This window comes from Streptomyces sp. P6-2-1, from assembly GCF_050613165.1.
GTDB lineage: Bacteria > Actinomycetota > Actinomycetes > Streptomycetales > Streptomycetaceae > Streptomyces.
Genome location: NZ_CP192513.1, coordinates 3,105,212 through 3,121,245, shown reverse-complemented (window position 1 = coordinate 3,121,245; position 16,034 = coordinate 3,105,212). Strand labels below are relative to the sequence as shown.

General features: G+C 74.0%; 15 protein-coding genes and 2 CRISPR repeat arrays. Of the genes, 7 read left to right on the top strand and 8 right to left on the bottom strand.

All coding sequences use genetic code 11. The annotated features are described in order from the left end of the window. Positions 1–47 precede the first annotated feature (47 nt). The 6 genes from ACQYWQ_RS13415 (at position 48) to ACQYWQ_RS13390 (ending at position 5,971) form a co-directional block, all read left to right on the top strand. Positions 48–635 carry a TetR/AcrR family transcriptional regulator gene (locus ACQYWQ_RS13415; RefSeq protein WP_431034766.1) on the top strand — a complete coding sequence of 196 codons (588 nt, stop codon included), beginning with the start codon at positions 48–50 and terminating at the stop codon, positions 633–635. A 579-nt stretch (positions 636–1,214) separates the two neighbouring features. Further along, positions 1,215–2,537 carry a bifunctional o-acetylhomoserine/o-acetylserine sulfhydrylase gene (locus ACQYWQ_RS13410; RefSeq protein ID WP_431034764.1) on the top strand — a complete coding sequence of 441 codons (1,323 nt, stop codon included), beginning with the start codon at positions 1,215–1,217 and terminating at the stop codon, positions 2,535–2,537. Continuing rightward, positions 2,538–3,683, top strand: coding sequence for a homoserine O-acetyltransferase MetX (metX, locus tag ACQYWQ_RS13405; protein WP_431034762.1), 1,146 nt, complete (start codon positions 2,538–2,540; stop codon positions 3,681–3,683). A gap of 24 nt (positions 3,684–3,707) precedes the next feature. Next, positions 3,708–4,271 (top strand): RBBP9/YdeN family alpha/beta hydrolase, encoded by a 564-nt coding sequence (locus tag ACQYWQ_RS13400; protein ID WP_431034760.1) that lies wholly within the window; start codon positions 3,708–3,710, stop codon positions 4,269–4,271. After that, a complete protein-coding gene (locus ACQYWQ_RS13395) occupies positions 4,268–4,735 on the top strand; it encodes a hypothetical protein (RefSeq protein WP_431034758.1) in 468 nt (155 codons plus the stop codon). Before ACQYWQ_RS13400 ends, ACQYWQ_RS13395 begins: the two co-directional genes overlap by 4 nt. Positions 4,736–4,924: 189 nt before the next feature. Beyond that, positions 4,925–5,971: a bifunctional class I SAM-dependent methyltransferase/NUDIX hydrolase gene (locus ACQYWQ_RS13390; protein WP_431034756.1), complete on the top strand. Its 1,047-nt coding sequence runs from the start codon at positions 4,925–4,927 to the stop codon at positions 5,969–5,971. Positions 5,972–6,391: 420 nt separating this feature from the next. On the opposite strand, the gene ACQYWQ_RS13385 is transcribed toward ACQYWQ_RS13390, so the two are convergent. The 8 genes from ACQYWQ_RS13385 to ACQYWQ_RS13350 all read right to left on the bottom strand — a co-directional run bounded on the left by ACQYWQ_RS13385 (position 6,392) and on the right by ACQYWQ_RS13350 (position 12,481). Then, positions 6,392–6,883: a hypothetical protein gene (locus tag ACQYWQ_RS13385; protein ID WP_431034754.1), complete on the bottom strand. Its 492-nt coding sequence runs from the start codon at positions 6,881–6,883 to the stop codon at positions 6,392–6,394. Continuing rightward, positions 6,864–7,355 carry an RNA polymerase sigma factor gene (locus ACQYWQ_RS13380; protein ID WP_431034752.1) on the bottom strand — a complete coding sequence of 164 codons (492 nt, stop codon included), beginning with the start codon at positions 7,353–7,355 and terminating at the stop codon, positions 6,864–6,866. Before ACQYWQ_RS13380 ends, ACQYWQ_RS13385 begins: the two co-directional genes overlap by 20 nt. After that, entirely contained in the window at positions 7,352–7,987 is a 636-nt protein-coding gene (locus ACQYWQ_RS13375) for a class F sortase (protein ID WP_431039176.1), read from the bottom strand. Before ACQYWQ_RS13375 ends, ACQYWQ_RS13380 begins: the two co-directional genes overlap by 4 nt. 17 nt (positions 7,988–8,004) lie before the next feature. Then, positions 8,005–8,445 (bottom strand): sortase-dependent protein, encoded by a 441-nt coding sequence (locus ACQYWQ_RS13370; RefSeq protein WP_431034750.1) that lies wholly within the window; start codon positions 8,443–8,445, stop codon positions 8,005–8,007. Positions 8,446–8,862: 417 nt separating this feature from the next. Further along, positions 8,863–9,084, bottom strand: coding sequence for a hypothetical protein (locus ACQYWQ_RS13365; RefSeq protein ID WP_431034748.1), 222 nt, complete (start codon positions 9,082–9,084; stop codon positions 8,863–8,865). Positions 9,085–9,254: 170 nt separating this feature from the next. Further along, the gene (locus tag ACQYWQ_RS13360) at positions 9,255–10,457 is read right to left on the bottom strand and encodes a helix-turn-helix domain-containing protein (protein WP_431034746.1); all 1,203 of its coding nucleotides are present in this window, start codon (positions 10,455–10,457) and stop codon (positions 9,255–9,257) included. A gap of 700 nt (positions 10,458–11,157) precedes the next feature. Further along, positions 11,158–11,552: direct repeats of the CRISPR family, unit length 29 nt; unit sequence CTGCTCCCCGCACGGGCGGGGATGGTCCC. 184 nt (positions 11,553–11,736) lie between these two features. Continuing rightward, positions 11,737–11,895, bottom strand: coding sequence for a DUF397 domain-containing protein (locus tag ACQYWQ_RS13355; protein ID WP_431034744.1), 159 nt, complete (start codon positions 11,893–11,895; stop codon positions 11,737–11,739). Positions 11,896–11,929: 34 nt separating this feature from the next. Next, a complete protein-coding gene (locus tag ACQYWQ_RS13350) occupies positions 11,930–12,481 on the bottom strand; it encodes a DUF5753 domain-containing protein (protein ID WP_431034742.1) in 552 nt (183 codons plus the stop codon). Positions 12,482–13,221: 740 nt separating this feature from the next. Beyond that, a CRISPR array of direct repeats spans positions 13,222–13,688; the repeat unit is 29 nt; unit sequence GTGCTCCCCGCGCGTGCGGGGGTGGTCCC. Between the two features lie 1,413 nt (positions 13,689–15,101). Here ACQYWQ_RS13350 and ACQYWQ_RS13345 point away from each other — a divergent pair. Further along, entirely contained in the window at positions 15,102–15,872 is a 771-nt protein-coding gene (locus ACQYWQ_RS13345) for a FadR/GntR family transcriptional regulator (protein WP_431034740.1), read from the top strand. Positions 15,873–16,034 lie beyond the last annotated feature (162 nt).

The window sequence follows — 16,034 nt, the reverse complement described above, 5'->3', positions numbered from 1 at the left end:
GTCTCGTACAATGTGGAACGACGATCCGAATCGATGGAGGAGCCGCCGTGGCCACCGACGAGACCCCCGGCGCCGCGCCGGAGGCGCCCCGGGCCATGCGGCGGGACGTGCGGCGGAACCTGGACGCCCTGCTCGCCGCCGCCGCCGAGGTGTTCCGCGCGGAGGGGGTGGACGCGCCCGTGCGGCACATCACGGAGCGGGCCGGGGTCGGCGTCGGCACGCTCTACCGGCACTTTCCCTTGCGTTCGGACCTCATCGTCGCCGTCTTCCGCAACGAGGTCGACGCGCTCATGGCCGCGGCGGAGCCGCTTTCCGCCGCGCACCCGCCCGTCGAGGCGCTCGTCCGCTGGCTCGAACGGCTCGCCGGGTTCGTCGCCACCAAGCGCGGGCTCAGCGGCGCGCTGCACTCGGGCGATCCGGCGTACGAGGGGCTGCGCGAGTACTTCGAAAGCCGCTTCGTGCCCGTCATCGAAGGTCTCATGGACGCGGCCGCCGCCACCGGCGAGATCCGTGCGGGGCTCTCTCCGTACGACCTCCTCGTGACACTCTCGAACGTCGTCGACCCGAACGACCCCGCCTACACGGGCCGGGTCGTCGGGCTGCTCATGGACGGGCTGCGCTACCGGGCGGGGTGAGGGCGGGGCGTGCGCCCACCGGGGACGGCGTGGCAGTCGCTGGCAGTGCGTGGCAGTCGCTGGCAGGCGTCGGTCAGCACGTGGCAGTCGATCGGCAGCGTGGCAGGCGTTGGCAGTGCGTGGCAGGCGTCGGGCGGTGCGTGGCAGTCGTTGGCCAGCAGGTGGCAGTCGATCGGCAGCGTGGCAGGCGTCGGCAGTGCGTGGCAGGCGTTGGCAGTGCGTGGCAGTCGTCGGGCGGTGCGTGGCAGTCGTTGGCCAGCAGGTGGCAGTCGATCGGCAGCGTGGCAGGCGTCGGCAGTGCGTGGCAGTCGTTGGCAGTGCGCGGCAGTCGTTGGCAGTGCGTGGCAGGTGTATTGCCGTCGCGTGGCAGTACGTTGCGGAACGTGGCGGGGTCGTGACAGTTGCTTCCGCGCCCCTCCCGGTTCCCCGCCCCCGCGTGCTTCGCTCGTCGGACGTCCGCCCGTCGTTCCGTGCGCCGCGTCGGGCGTCCGCCGCCGTCCCGTGCGCCGCGCCGGACGTCCGCCCGCCGTCCCGTGCGCCGCGCCGGACGTCCGCCCGCCGTCCCGTACGAGGAGCGCCATGAGTACGCAGCCCGCCGAGTCCGCCGCCGAGTCCTGGTCCTTCGAGACGAAGCAGGTGCACGCGGGCGCCGTGCCCGATCCCGCCACCGGGGCGCGCGCCACGCCCATCTACCAGACCTCCTCCTTCGTCTTCCGCGACACGCGGCACGCCGCCGACCTCTTCTCGCTCGCCGAGCCGGGCAACATCTACACCCGTATCCACAACCCGACGCAGGACGTCTTCGAGCAGCGGATCGCCGCGCTGGAAGGGGGAGTCGCCGCCGTCGCCGTGGCCTCCGGGCAGGCCGCCGAGACCCTCGCGCTGCTCACGCTCGCGGGCGCGGGCGACCACGTCGTCTCCAGCGCCTCGCTCTACGGCGGTACGTACAACCTCTTCCGCCACACCCTCCCGCGCCTCGGCGTCGACGTCTCCTTCGTGGACGACCCCGACGACCCCGAGGCGTGGCGCGCGGCGGCCCGGCCGCACACCAAGGCGTTCTTCGCCGAGACGCTCGGCAACCCGCGCGGCAACGTCCTCGACATCCGCGCGGTCTCCGAGGTCGCGCACGCGGCCGGTGTCCCGCTCGTCGTCGACAACACCGTGCCGACTCCCTATCTCCTGCGGCCGCTTGAGCACGGCGCGGACATCGTCGTGCACTCGGCGACGAAGTTCATCGGCGGGCACGGCACGGCGATCGCCGGTGTCGTCGTGGACGGCGGCACCTTCGACTTCGGCGAACACGCCGAGCGCTTCCCGGACTTCAGCGCGCCCGACCCGAGCTATCACGGCCTGCGGTACTGGCCCGCGCTCGGTCCGGGCGCGTACGCGGTCAAGCTCCGCGTCCAGTTGCTCCGCGATCTCGGCCCCGCGCTCTCGCCGCACTCCGCCTTCCTGCTGCTCCAGGGCGTCGAGACGCTGAGCCTGCGCATCGAGCGGCACACCGCGAACGCCGCCGCGCTCGCCACCTGGCTCGAAGGGCGCGACGAGGTATCCGCCGTGCACTACCCGGGACTTGAGTCCAGCCCCTGGTACGAGCAGGCGCGCACGTACCTGCCGCGCGGGGCCGGGGCCATCGTGTCCTTCGAGCTGCGCGGCGGGGTGGACGCGGGTAAACGCTTCGTGGACGCCGTGGAGTTGTTCAGCCACCTCGCCAACATCGGCGATGTCCGCAGCCTCATCATCCACCCCGCCTCGACGACCCACAGCCAGCTCGGCGAGGAGGAGTTGCGTGCGACGGGCACGGCTCCCGGACTCGTCCGCCTGTCGGTCGGCATCGAGAACCTGGCCGACCTGAAGGCGGACCTGGAGGCGGGCTTCCGCGCGGCGAAGGGTGCCGCGTAGGTGCGGGAGGCCGCAGCGGAGGGGGAGAGGGAGCGGTGTGAGCCCTGGCGGGTCTCCGGGGCCTGGCGGCCGGGGGACCCGCAGGGGCGGCGGCGCTGGTACGTGGCCGGCAAGCCGCTCGCGCTGGAGGCGGGCGGTGAACTCCCGGGTGTCCGGCTCGCGTTCGAGACGTGGGGAACGCTCGCCCCCGACGCGTCGAACGCCGTGCTCGTCCTCCACGCGCTCACGGGGGACAGCCACGTGCGCGGACCCGCCGGGCCCGGGCATCCGGCGCCCGGGTGGTGGGACGGGCTCGTGGGGCCGGGCCTCGCGCTCGACACCGACCGGTACTTCGTCGTCGCGCCCAACGTGCTCGGCGGCTGCCAGGGCAGTACGGGCCCGGCCTCCGCGCGGCCCGGCGGGGGCCGGGCCTTCGGCGGCTCCTTCCCCTTCCTCACCCCGCGCGACCAGGTCGCCGCCGAGGCGGGCCTCGCCGACGCGCTCGGCATCGGCCGCTGGGCGCTCGTCGTCGGCGGCTCGATGGGCGGTATGCGGGCCGTCGAGTGGGCCGTGACGCACCCGGCCCGTACCGGGACGCTGCTCCTGCTCGCCACGACCGCGGCGGCGAGCGCCGAGCAGATCGCCTGGTCGGGGCTCCAGGTCGCGGCGATCCGCGCCGATCCGCACTGGCACCGCGGCGACTACCACGGCACGGGCCGGGGACCCGTGGCCGGGCTCGCGCACGCCAGGCGCCTCGCGCACGTCACGTACCGTACGGCCGCCGAACTCCAGGACCGCTTCGGGCGGACGAGCGGCGCCGACGGACGCTTCGAGGTCGACGCGTACCTCGACTACCACGCGGCCAAGCTCGTGCGCCGCTTCGACGCGGCGAGTTACGTCGTCCTGAGCGAGGCCATGAACGCCCACGACGTGGGCCGCGAGCGGGGTGGCGTCCGGGCGGCCCTCGCCCGCGTGAGGGCTCCCGCGCTCGTCGCGGGGGTCGACTCGGACCGGCTCTATCCCCTGTGCCAGCAGCGGGAGTTGGCGGCGCTCATCCCGGGGGCGGACGCCGCGCGCGTGATCGAGTCGGCGCACGGGCACGATGGCTTCCTCACGGAGACGGAACAGGTCGGGGCGCTGGTGGCGGAGCTGCTGGCGCACGCCTGAGGAGAGGGGGCCGGGGCGGCGTACGTGGTGGTGCCGGGGATCGACGGCTCGGACGAGGCGCACTGGCAGAGCCTGCGGGAGGCGGAGCGGGGTGCGGACGCGGTGCGGATCGCGCCCGGCTCGTGGCAGACGCCGGACCCGGGGCGGACTGGGGGGGCGGCCGTCGGGAAGGCGTACGAGGCCGTGGCGGGGCGGGGCCCGGTCGTGCTCGTGGCGCACGGTCCGGGGTGCTGGGCGGTAGCCGAGTGGCTGCGGCGGGCGCGGCCCGAAGGGGCCACCGCCTTCCTCGTCGCCGCGCCCGACCCGCACGGCCCCGCCTTCCCGGCCCAGGCCGCCCCCGGTTTCCTCCTCCTGCGTGCCGAGCCGCTGCCGTGCCGGGCGCTGGTCGTCGCGAGCACGGACGACCCGTACCGCACGGCGGGGAAGTCCGCCGAGATCGCGGCGGGTTGGGGCGCCCGGTGGCGTGACGTGGGGCCTCGTGGACACCTCGACACGGCCAGTGGCGTGGGCGAGTGGACGGAGGGGAGGGAACTCCTGCGGGGGTTCGACGCGGTGGGCGAGGCCGGACCCGTAGGCACGCGTCGGTGAAGGCCCTGTTGCGCGCGCTCGACGACCCGGAGCACGTGGAACGCCCGCGCGGCTTCGATACGAACGCGGAAGCGTACAGGGCGCGGCTCCTCGCCGAGCGGCTCGGTTCCGCCTTCGGCACGTCCTGCGCGGCCGACCTGGACGAGCAGGACTCCAGCGCGTTCGGCCGCGTCACCGTCCCCGCCGCGGCGACGCGCGCGGGCGAGCGGATCGTGCTCTGCCTGAGCGCCTTCGGGCGGCTCGCGCTCGTGTGCGCGGACAACCCGGGCGCCTACTGCGGCACGGAGGACGCACGGCGGTCGGGGGCACTCGACCCGGCGGACCTGCGGGCGGTGGCGGGGGTGCTCGGCGGGCTGGGGTACGTGGTCGTGCCGGAGGAACTGGTGGAGGAGGCGTACAGGGGGCAGGTCCGGTGCCTGAGCGAACGGCCCACGTGGCGGGACCGGTATTTCGGGACCTTCTGAGCGGCGGGCGCGGCTCCCGCTCCCGCACGCCCCGCGCCCGTGCCCGCGGGTGCCTTGCGCGTCCGTGTCCGCGGGTGCCTTGCGCGCCCGTGCCCGCAGGCGCCCCCCCCCGCCCGGGCCTGCGGGCGCCCCTCCGCCCGTGCCCTGCGCCCCCTGCCGATCCCGTCCGGCGGGGAGCACAATTCCCCCATGACCACACCTTCTTCCGCTCCTGCCCCCGTTCCTCCCGCCCGCTGGACCGCCTCCTACGAAGCCGGGAAGGACTTCCGTCGGCTCGGGGACGAGGAGAAGGCGCTGCTGCGGCAGGTCGCGGCCGACGTCGGGGGCGGGCGGGCCCTTGATGTCTGCTGCGGGGCAGGGGAGTTGGCCGACTACCTGCACGGGCGGCTCGGCTACGCCACCGAAGCGGTCGATTTCGCCGAGGGGGCTGTCGCACGCGCGCGGGAGCGGTGCGGGAAGGCGGTGACGGTGCGGGTGTGCGACGTGGAGCGGGAGCGAGCGGGCGAGCACGGGAGCTACGCGCTGGTGACGGTCCGGGTGGCTGCCGCCTCTTGGGCCGACCGGGCGCGCGTCGTAAGGGAGTTGGGGGCGCTCCTGCGCCCGGACGGCGCGCTCGTCGTGCTCAGCCCCGTACCGGGGCGTACGCCGGACTCGCAGCGGGGCGTGGCTCTCGGCGAGGACGAACTTCGCGTGCTGGCCGACGCGTTCGACGAGGTGGAGCGGTACGACGTGGACGGCCTGGCCGCGCTGGTGCTGCGTCGGCCCGGTGGCTCGTACTCCGCCGCCGAGATGGCCCGGGAGCCCGTCGCACAGGCGGTGCTCGGGGCGGGGGTCGTGGTCACGGACCCCAACGGGCGGGTGCTGCTGGGGCGTTCGGTGCAGGGGATGTGGAGTCTGCCGGGCGGGAAGGTGGACGCCGGGGAGTCCGTGACCGAGGCCGCTGTGCGCGAACTCGCCGAGGAGACGGGGCTCACCGCGACGGCGACCCGCCTCCTCGCCCTTCTCCACGACGACAGCGCGGGCCTCCGCCGTGTCACCGCCGCCGTGCGCGCCACCGCCTGGCACGGCACCCCACTCGTCACCGAACCCCACCTCTTCACCCGCTGGGAGTGGCACGAGCGCGACCAACTCGCCACGTTGGGACGGCTCTTCACGCCCTCGGCGCACGTCATCGACATCGCCTTCCCCGGCACCCTGCCGGGTCTCGCGCTCCCGCACGTCTACCGGCTCCCCTGAACCGGCCGGCGGGACGGGCTGCGCGGCCCCGCCCGACTCCGAGGCTGTGCTGCCCCCTCCCCCCGTACCCCCGCTCAGGCCGCACGCGCCGTGGGCGCCCATGCCGCCCGAGACCGTCAGGTTGTCGCTCCTGAGGGATGGGGCGGCGTCCGGTGCGCGGGCCCGTGCCCGAACGGGGGCAGCCGCCGCCGTGAAGACCGGTCGGGAGTCGACGGGGAGCGAGGCGTGGCGCTCGGCGGAGCCGTGGCCGTACGGGCAGGGGCGGGGGCAGGGGCAGGGCGGGGGAAGAGCAGAGGCAGGGAGCCGCGCCGTGCCTGACCGGGCCGTCCCCCAGGGCGCCCCGGTCCCCGCCCTCAACCACCGCCCTCGGCCTCCGCCCTCCGCCTCCGCCCTCAACCACCGCCCCTCACCTCTTGCCCCTCACCCCCCGCTCGGCGTCGAGCCCACTCTCGCCGACGGCGCGGATTCCGGTCCGTTCGACGTCTCCTCCGGGGTCGGCCGCGCACCCGGCTCGCTCGGCTCCGCCGCCGGGCCGCTCGGCGGTTCGGCAGGCACGGTCGTGGGGCCCGAGGGAACGGGCGCGGGGGTCTGCTCCGGCGAGTGGCTCGACCCGCTCGGGTCGCCCGTCGTGGCCGGGGCGCCGCTCGCCGAGGGGCCAGGACCGAGGGGGAGCTGGTCCTGTTCCTGCCGGTCGGCCGTGTGCGGCGGCAGGGCGAACAGGGCGGCGCAGGCCGCCGCCGTCGCGAGCGCCGCGCCCGCTCCCGTACGGACCGCTCTGCGGCGGCGCGCCCGGCGGCGTACCGTCGCGAACTGCCCGGCAGGGGCGGCGAGATGAGCCGGGTCCTCGTCGCCGCGCAGGAGGACGAAGAGCGGGTCGTCCGCCGGGTCCTCGTCATCGAACCGGGTGGTCAACGGTCCTCCTCAGGTGAGCCCGGAGCAGTTCGCGGGCGGCGTGCAGATCGGCCTTCACTGTGCCCTCCTTGCGTCCGGTGAACGCGGCGACCTCGCGGACCGGCATATCGGCGTAGTAGTGGAGCAGGATCGGCACGCGCAACCGCTCGGGCAGCGACTGGACGAGCAACCGCACGGTGGGATCGGGGAGTTGTTCCGGCTCGCGGAGTGCCGTCTCGGTGCCGGCCCGGCGCACGGCGGTGCGTTCGCGGTCGAGGGCGCGCCAGTGGTCCCGTACGAGATTGGCTGCCGTCACGTACAGGAAGCCGCGCGGCTCGTCGACCGAACTCCAGCGCGCCCAGAGGCGGGTGAACGCCTCCGAGGCGACCTCGTGGGCCGTTCCGTCGTCGTCGACGAGCCGCCGTACCCACCCCGCGAGCCGGGGGTAGAGCACGGCGAACAGCTCGGCGGCCTCCCGCTCGCGGCGCCTCACGAGGCTCCCGCGCGGTGCGCGAAGACGATGACGTTGGCCGAGTAACCGGCCGCACTCCGTTGTCCGCCACAGGTGATGAGCCGCAGTTCCGCGCCCGGCACGTCCCCGTACACCTCCTGCGTCGGGAACTCGCTCTTGTCCACCGTACGCACCCGGTCCACGACGAAACGCACCGAGGCCCCGTCCGCCCGCCGTACGACCACCCGGTCCCCGGGCCGCACGCGCCCGAGCCGCCGGAACACGCCGTCCCTGTGCGGCCCCGTCGTCACGTGCCCGAGCACGACGGCAGGCCCGCGCTCGCCGGGCGGCGGCCCGTACGTGTACCAGCCGGCGACATCGTGCGCGACGAGCGGCGGCACCTCGATCGTCCGGTCCGGCGCGAGGCCGAGCGGCGTGAGCGAGGTGTCCACACCGGCGGCGGGCACGAGGAGCCGGGTGGGGCGCGCGGCGGCGGGGGACGTGCGGGAGGGGCCGGGCCGCGGCGCCGTGGTGGTACGGGACGGGGTCGGCGGGGCGGTGGCACGGGCCGTGCCCGCCGCCGCCCCCGCGCCGCCCGTGTCCTCCGTACGGGCCGGGCCGGGCCCGCAGCCGGTGCCGAGGAGCGACACCAGCGCGAGCCCGGCCACGAGCAACCCGGGGCGCCGGTGCCTCACGCCCCCGCGCCCTGACGGCGGCGGCGCAGCACCACGACGCCACCGGCGAGCAGGACGGACGCGGAGGCGACCCCGCCGATGAGGGCGGTGTTGTCGCCGCCGGTCGTGCCGGAGCCGGAGCCCGTGTCGGGGGCGCCGGCGGGAACGGTGCCGACCTGCCCGGAGGCGGGCGCGGCGGAGGGGACGGGGGTGGCCTCGGCGGGGGCAGCCTCGGCCGGGGCGGCGGACGGGGCTTCGGAGGAGGGCTCGGACGGGACGGCGCTCGGCGGGGGCGTCGGCTCGGCCGAGGCGCCGCTGTCGCTGGCGGACGCCGGCGCGGGCTTCGCGGCGGCGCTGGGGGACTGCTTCGGCGCGGCCCCGTCCGCGAAGGCGGGCGAGGCGGCGGTCGTGAGGGCGGCGGCGAGTACGGCGGCGGCGAGGAATGAACTGCGGCGCAAGATGCGGGTCCTTCGTCTCTGGGGGGTGGCGAGCCGCGCGGTGTCGCGCGGACGGCAACAGAGACGGGGGGAGGGTGAGGCGGGTTGTAAAGAACCGGCAAAGTCGCGTGGGGGGTGATGGGGCGGGGTGGGCGGGCGCGGCGCGGGCGCGGGCGGCCGGGAGCGGGGGCGGGCGGCGGGGAGGGGACGGGTGCGGCGGGGGTGTACGGGTGCGGACGGGCGCGGCTGGGCGCGGCTGGGCGCGGCGGGCCGTGTACGGGTGCGGCGGGCGTGTACGGGTGCGGGGCGGGCCGCGTACGGGCGCGGCTGGGCGCCTACGGATGCGGCGGGCGTGTACGGGTGCCCCTGGCCCGTACCCCACGGCACGCGCCCCACCGCCCGCGCCTCCCGCCCTCACCCTCACCCTCACCCTCGCCCTCACCCCCGTCCCTCCGCCTCCCGCTCCCCGCACTCCCCGCACGCGCGCGGCCACCACGTCGCGATGTGCGTGGCGCGGGGGTCCTGGCGCTGGCCGAGGTCCACGACGGTTTCGGCGCGGAGCGGGGAGCCGCACCACACGCAGTGGGCGCCGCGGACCTGGTCGGGGGTGAGAGTGGCGGGGTGGGGAAGTGCGGTGTTGTCACCCTGTGTCGTCCTCATGGCGGGCTCCATGTCGATACGCGTCCTCGTCATGACATGGTGGGACAAGCGCAAGGCCCGGACTGTCAGTTGTTTACTGACAGTCCGGGCCACGGTTTTACGGAACGGAACGGAACGGAGCGGGGGTGGAACGGGGCGAGGCGGGGCGAGGCGGAGCGTGGCGGGCGTCGTCAGGCACCCAGCCACGAGCCGTACGACAGGAACGAGTCAGGCAGCTGCCGCTTCGCCGCTTCCAGCGCCGCGTACGTCTCCCGCACCGTCGCGTGATAACGCGCCTGCTGTGGCGCGGCCTTGCGCGCGGCGAGGAGATGTGTGAAGGCGCCCGAGAGGTCACCGGTCCACACCTGGGCGCGCGCGAGTTCGGCGTAGTGGTGGCTGCGGCGCGAGGCGGGCCAGTCCGCGGGGAAGGTGATCCGTACGCCGTCGCGCGCGGCGCGCCCGTAGTCGTCGAGTTCGGCGGCGACCGAGACGCGGTGCACGGCGACGTTCGTGGGGCCGAAGGAGAGCCAGTGCACGCGCGTCGCCTCCCCCGTCCCGCGCGCGATGCGCTCGGCCTCGTCCAGGTGCGCCCCCGCGGCTTCGGCGTCGCGCGCACGCCCCGCCATGACGGCGGAGCCAAGGTGCAACTGCCCTGTCACGACCTCGCGTTCGCGTCCCGGCTCCGCCTGTTCGAGGGTGCGGAGCCCGAGCCCCATGAGGCGCTCCCCGGTGCGGTACTGGCCCTCGCGGAGGTAGGTGAGCGCGCGCATGTAGCGGTGCATGGAGCTGACGACGGCGCTGCTCGCGCGCTGAGCGGCCCAGTCCATGCGGGCGAGCGAGAGCGCGGCGAGGTCGCCGAAGCCGAGCTTCGAACTGACGTCGTAGGCGGTCCGGTACGTACGGGCGAGCAGCGACCAGCCCTCCGTCGAGCCGATGCGATGAGCGAGCGTCGTCACCTCCTGCACGAGCCCGGCGACGCGCCCCGCGACCCGCTTGATCTCCCCGGCCCGCACGAGCCCCAGCAACTCCTCCGTCTCGGCGTCGAGTTGCTCGTAGGGACGCGGGTGCACGTCCGGGTCCGCCCCGAGGTCGTACACATCGAGCGCCTCGCGGATCGGCCGGATGAGCACGTCGAGTTCGTCCTGCCGCAGTTCGGTGTAGTACGGCTGCCCGGTGATCGCCGCGACATCGACCCGCAGTGCCCGCGCGATGCACGCGGTGACGTGCGGCGTGAGCGGGATGAGCGACTTCTCCGTCTTCGTGACGGTCGAGTACGAGAGCCCGGCGAGGTCGGCGAGGGCCTTCTGCGTGAGATGCCGCTCCTGCCGCAGCCGCTTGATGCGGGTGCCGGTGGGAGTGCTGAGACGGTCGTCGACGGGGGCGGTGTCGTGCATGGGGTGCTCCGTTGGGAGGGGCGGCGCGGCGTGAGCACGGTAGTGGGGCTTGACGGCGCGGCGCGCGGGGGGAAGCGTCGTTCACCCTCGCGAGGACGGGATTTCGGGCGGCGCGGTGGTGGCGTTCGGTGGCGAGGGGTGGCGGACCCGCTCCGCTGCGGTTCCCGCCTCGGCCGTACGGCCTTCGCCCGGGGAATACCCGCAGGGCCGTACGGTACGGGGGGCGCGCCCAGGGCTCTGCGAGGCGCGCACCGGAGCCCACCGCACCCGCGTACCCCGGCCACTGCGCCGCCGTGCTCCCGATCATGCGCACCGAGCGCCCCCCATGTGCCGGGATTCCGGGGCGGGTCCGGGGCTCGGGCCCGGCGGTGGCGCCCACGGTACGGTGAATGCGCGGCCCGCGCCGTGGGGCCGACGGTCTCGGCGCCCCGGACACGACCTGCCGCGTGCCGGCGCGAGCGGGGGCCATGCCGACTGCGGGTGGCGCGGTGACGCGGGAACGGGCGCTTGGGCGCGGGCCGCGCGATCACGTGGGGCTGGGCGCCGCGCTGCGGGTGGCGTGGTCACGTGAGGGGGCGGGCACTAGGCTACGGGCGGTCCGCAGGCCCCTGCGTGCCAAACCGCCTTGCCCGAAAGGTCGGACTCTCCACTTCTTGCTGAATGGGCACTGCCTCGGAGACAAAAGCGCTGCTCAGACAGTCTGCTCCCCGCACGGGCGGGGATGGTCCCTCCGTGAACCCTCCGCTGTCGAGCGCCCACTCCTGCTCCCCGCACGGGCGGGGATGGTCCCGAGCCTCACGGCAGACGCCGCCCGGGTTCTGCCTGCTCCCCGCACGGGCGGGGATGGTCCCACGCGTTCACTCGAACGAGCGAATGACCGAGCCTGCTCCCCGCACGGGCGGGGATGGTCCCCTCAACGACGCGACCGTCCGCCAGGGTCACCGCTGCTCCCCGCACGGGCGGGGATGGTCCCCCTGGCGTGACGGGCCCGGCGACAGCACCCGTCTGCTCCCCGCACGGGCGGGGATGGTCCCGCCGCCCAGCAGCTCCTCAACCGCCTCGCCGCCTGCTCCCCGCATGCGCAGGGATGGCCCCCGGTACCCGGTTGCCTCCGTTCGCCACGAGCCCGACTTCGGGTTTGCGGTGTACGGAATGCGTACGGGCCCAGGCCAGGTGTCAGCCGCACCGTGCTGTGGAGGTTGTGAACAAGTCGCAGCCCGAACGCACGCGGACCCGCGACGAGTTCTGGGGTGGCTCGGGCGGCGCGTACGAGGCGAGGTCAGACGCGTGCGCTGTCGAGGAAGCGGTGCCACGCTGCCGGGCTGAATCCGAGGTGCGGGGAGGCGGGGTCCTTCGAGTCGCGAACGGCTAGTGAACTCCAGACCGTGGCCACCTCGACGCAGTTGCCTTCGGGGCGGAGCAGGAGGACTTGATCCACACGGGTGCTTGTTGCAGATCGACATGCTGGTGGTTCACTCGGCTGCCGTTTCCTTCAGGACTCTTCGGATGAGAGCCCGCGACGTCGAAGGGTCGAGCGCGGCCATGTTGAGGCGGCGGAAGAGTGCCGCGAAGCGCTCCGCATCGCCCGGCTCCGCGTAGTGGACCGTGCCGTTGTCCAGCTCCCCGTGGACGAGATCCTCGGCGGAGGACGGTGCGAAACTCATGATGACGAACGGCCCGACGAGGGCCGCGTTCATAGGGCTTTCCTTCGGCAGGATTTGCAACTCGACCTTGGGCAGGTCGCTGTCAGTGAGCAGCGACTCAAGCTGCTCACGCATCACGTCGATGCCTCCGACCTCGTGGTAGAGAGCCGATTCGCACACGACGACCCAAAGCTGCAACGGGTCGGCTCGCGTGAGTACCTTGCGACGGTCCTGCCGAACCGTTGCCTGCATGTCGGTGCGCTCTTCGTCCGCTCCGGGGAAGTGGATTCGGGCCAGGGCTCTTGTGTACGCCGGTGTCTGGAGGAGTCCGGGGATGAGGACGGGTTCCACGTCGTACATCTCGACGGCGTCCCATTCCACCGCTATGTACGCCGCGTACGACGGGGTGACGCTGCCCGCGTACTGCGTCCACCACCCCTTCTTCCGGGCGTCCTTGGCGAGCTGCTCGATCTGCGCAGGCCCGGTGGGTCCGTCAGGCCGTAAGCGTCGAGCAGGGTTCGCAGGTCCACGAGGCGGATGCCGGACTTGGCGTTCTCGATTTGGGGCGTGCGGGACGAGGTGGTCGGCAGGACGGTGTGGGCACTGCTCTCCCTGGAGCCGGACATCTCGAACGTATTCACCAGTGGGAGGGGGGGCTGGGCCGTGCGCCCCCCTCGCCCGTGACGCCGAACGCCTCCTCTGTGAAGACACGGCGGTCCCGGGCGTCCACGTACGGAGCTGGTGCCTGATGTGCGGGACGTACTCGCCGGAGGGTGTGAACGCGGACTCGGTGCGGGGGTGGTGCCTGGAGCGCAACCGAGCCACAGGGCACGCGAGTTACCGGGTCGCGGAGACGCGGTACGTGGTGGTGACCCGGGAGGAGGTCGCGCCGGGGCGGTGCCGCTGTCGGCGGAGGAAGCGGGAGGTGTGAGTGGGTGGGGTGACGCGGGGGCTGTGTTGGCGACGGCTGAGGCCGGGTGGGCGACGAGGAGGCGCGACGGGGGCTAGGCTGCGGGCGACTCGCGGAGACCGCTCACCGTGCCGATATGTCCGAAAGGTCGGACTCGTTGTTCCTTGCTGAAACAACGCCGCCGTGACGCGGAATCCGCAGGTCGGGAAGAGTGCTCCCCGCGCGTGCGGGGGTGGTCCCTGCCCTCGGCGCGCTCTCCGTCGTCGTCGGCGGTGCTCCCCGCGCGTGCGGGGGTGGTCCCAGCGGCGCCGAACGATTGCCCTACGCGATTGCGTGCTCCCCGCGCGTGCGGGGGTGGTCCCTGCTCGTAGCCGACACAGTCGTCAACGAACAAGTGCTCCCCGCGCGTGCGGGGGTGGTCCCAGCCCCGAGCGCCAGGCCGAGGCCCGGATGCAGTGCTCCCCGCGCGTGCGGGGGTGGTCCCCCGATACCGACACCGACGACGCGTCCCGGACGGAGCCCCAGCCGTGCTCCCCGCGCGTGCGGGGGTGGTCCCGGGCCGAGATCGCGGGCTACTACAGCGAGTACGTGCTCCCCGCGCGTGCGGGGGTGGTCCCGCCTGCATCGTGAGGGTGTTGCACCCCATGTAGTGCTCCCCGCGTGTGCGGGGTGGCCCCCCGCGTCCCCCACCCCACCACTCGCGGGCGTGGTTCCCGGTTTGTCAACTTCTCGACCGGAGCGTCGACGAGATCACCGCGTCGTGCTGGGTCGGTGCTGCGGCTTGGGTTGGCCCTGGCGGGATTGCGCCTTGGGGTCCGTCGTCGGGGAGGCGTAGCTCCGGTTTCCTCCGGGTGGGGTGGCCCCCTCAGTGGTTGTCCGTCCTCGGGGTGCTGCGTTGTTCGCCTCTGGTGTTCCCGTTGGGGTCTCGGGGTCGGGGTCGGCCGTCGGGCGCCTCTCTTGTTCATCCGTCTGGGGTGTCTGGGCTTGGGGCGGGGGTTGTGGTGGTGGTCCGGTGGGCGGCGGACGAAACCCCGGGGGTGGCGGGCAGGCTCCCGTGCTGGTGGGGCGGTTGTCCGGGTCCCTGAACTCAGCTTATTCGTACGGGAGTCGGGGTCGGCGGTATGTCGCGCTCGGGCTGGGGGCTTCCGGCGGTCCGGGAGGCTTTCGCCGGTCGCCGATGCGGGGTGGGTCATCCGGTCACTGAAGTCGGCTGCATGGATCGGGAGTTCGGTTTAGACGGTCACCTCGTCCGTTACCTGCGAATGCCTCCTCGGTGACGCCGTGGTCAGCGGTCCTCACGTACCGTCCGACGGGCTCGTCGAAGCCGTACCTCCGTCGGCTCCCTCGTCTCTTCCGTCGCGCGGACCGGCGTGCGGTGTCCGTTCGGGGCCGAGGTGGCGGGCGTCGCGGCGGACGGGCCCGCGTGGCTCGCGTCCGGGGAGGTGCTGCGGGGCGAGCGGGGCGCCGTCGCGCTCCGGGTCTGGGGGCCTCGCTGGCGCGGTCGCACGGTGGCACCTTTTTGCTCGTACCCGGTGAACATCCGTACGTGTCCACCGACACGCAGCCGGGGAACGGCCCCCGGCGACGTTCCCTGCCTGCGGTCCTCCCGGGAGCGCGTACGTGCGGCGGTACGGGCTCGGGACGTACGACTCAGAGGCGGTTCGCTCGGCGCGGGCCGGTTCGGTCTCCGTGACGGCGAAGTCGAACTGCCCTTCGACGCGGGTGCCTTCGGGGTCGCCATCGACGACCTCGGTCGCTCGTGGCCGCGTTGCCCGGATAGCGGATTGGGTGGTGCCGGGACGACGGGGTCTTCGTCTCACTCCCTGCGCCCTTCCACTCGCGTGGTCGTCCCAGCGTCTGGGTTGCCGAAGGCTGTCGGGTTGCGCGGGCGCAGGGGGGTCGGTACGCGGCTCGCGTGGCAGGTCGGTGAGGAGCGGGAGCCGCTCGTCGAGCCGGGGCGGCTCGATCCGGGGGGCGGGCGGTGGGGCGCCGACCGGGTACGTACCGTCGCGCTACGGCGGCACCGGCCGTGTGGCCGCGTACTACCGGAGGTGCACCGCGCGGGCCGCTGCCTTCGCAGGCCGTCCCGCTATGCTCCACCGCATGTCCACCAGCACCCCCGAGCCCGCGCGGCGCGGGCTCCTCACCGAGCGCATCGCCCGCGAACTTGAGCACGGGATTCGCACGGGGGAGTACGAGCCGGGGGACAAGCTGCCCTCCGAGCGGGAACTTTCCGTACGGTTCGGGGCGAGCCGGAATGTCGTACGGGAGGTGCTGCGGCGGCTTGAGGCGCAGCAGCTCATCGAGGTGGCGCCGGGGCGGGGCTCCTTCGTACGGGAACAGAATTCCGCGCAGGCGCGGGGTTACGACGCGCTCTACCGGGCCGGGCGGCCCACCGTGCGGCAGCTCATCGAGGCGCGGCTCCCCCTGGAGACGGAGATGGTCCGTCTCGCGACGGAGCTGGCGACGGAGGAGGACATCGCGGTGATGCGGGCCGCCGTCGTCGCGTTGGAGACCGCCGACGAACCGGTGAGCAAGGCGCGGGCGGACCTGGAGTTCCACGAGGCGATCGCGGTCGCGGCCGGGAATCCCGTACTGCGGATCATGCTTTCGTCCATCAGCGGGATGATGTTCGAGATGATGCTGCGGTCGAACTCGGACCCGAGCATCGCGGAACCGGGGGTCCCGCACCACCCGGAGATCTTCGAGGCCATCGAGCGGCGCGACCCGGAGCTGGCGGTGGAACGGATGCGGGCGCACCTGCGGTTGGGACTGCGGACGTACGGCCGGGACCTGGACGTGCAGGTGGACGTGATGGCGAAGCAGCACATCGAGATGTTGTTGGGGGAGGGGCGGAGGTGAGGGGCTGCGCGGCGGGGATGAGATGAGGGGTGCGGGGCGGGGTAGGCAGAGCGGAGTGTGGGAGGTGGGGGCTGTGTGGAGGGATGGGGTTTATGGCTGAAATGCCGGAATCCGCGCTTGTTGCTGAAAGCCGCCTGGGGCGGAACTGAAACCGCAGGTCAG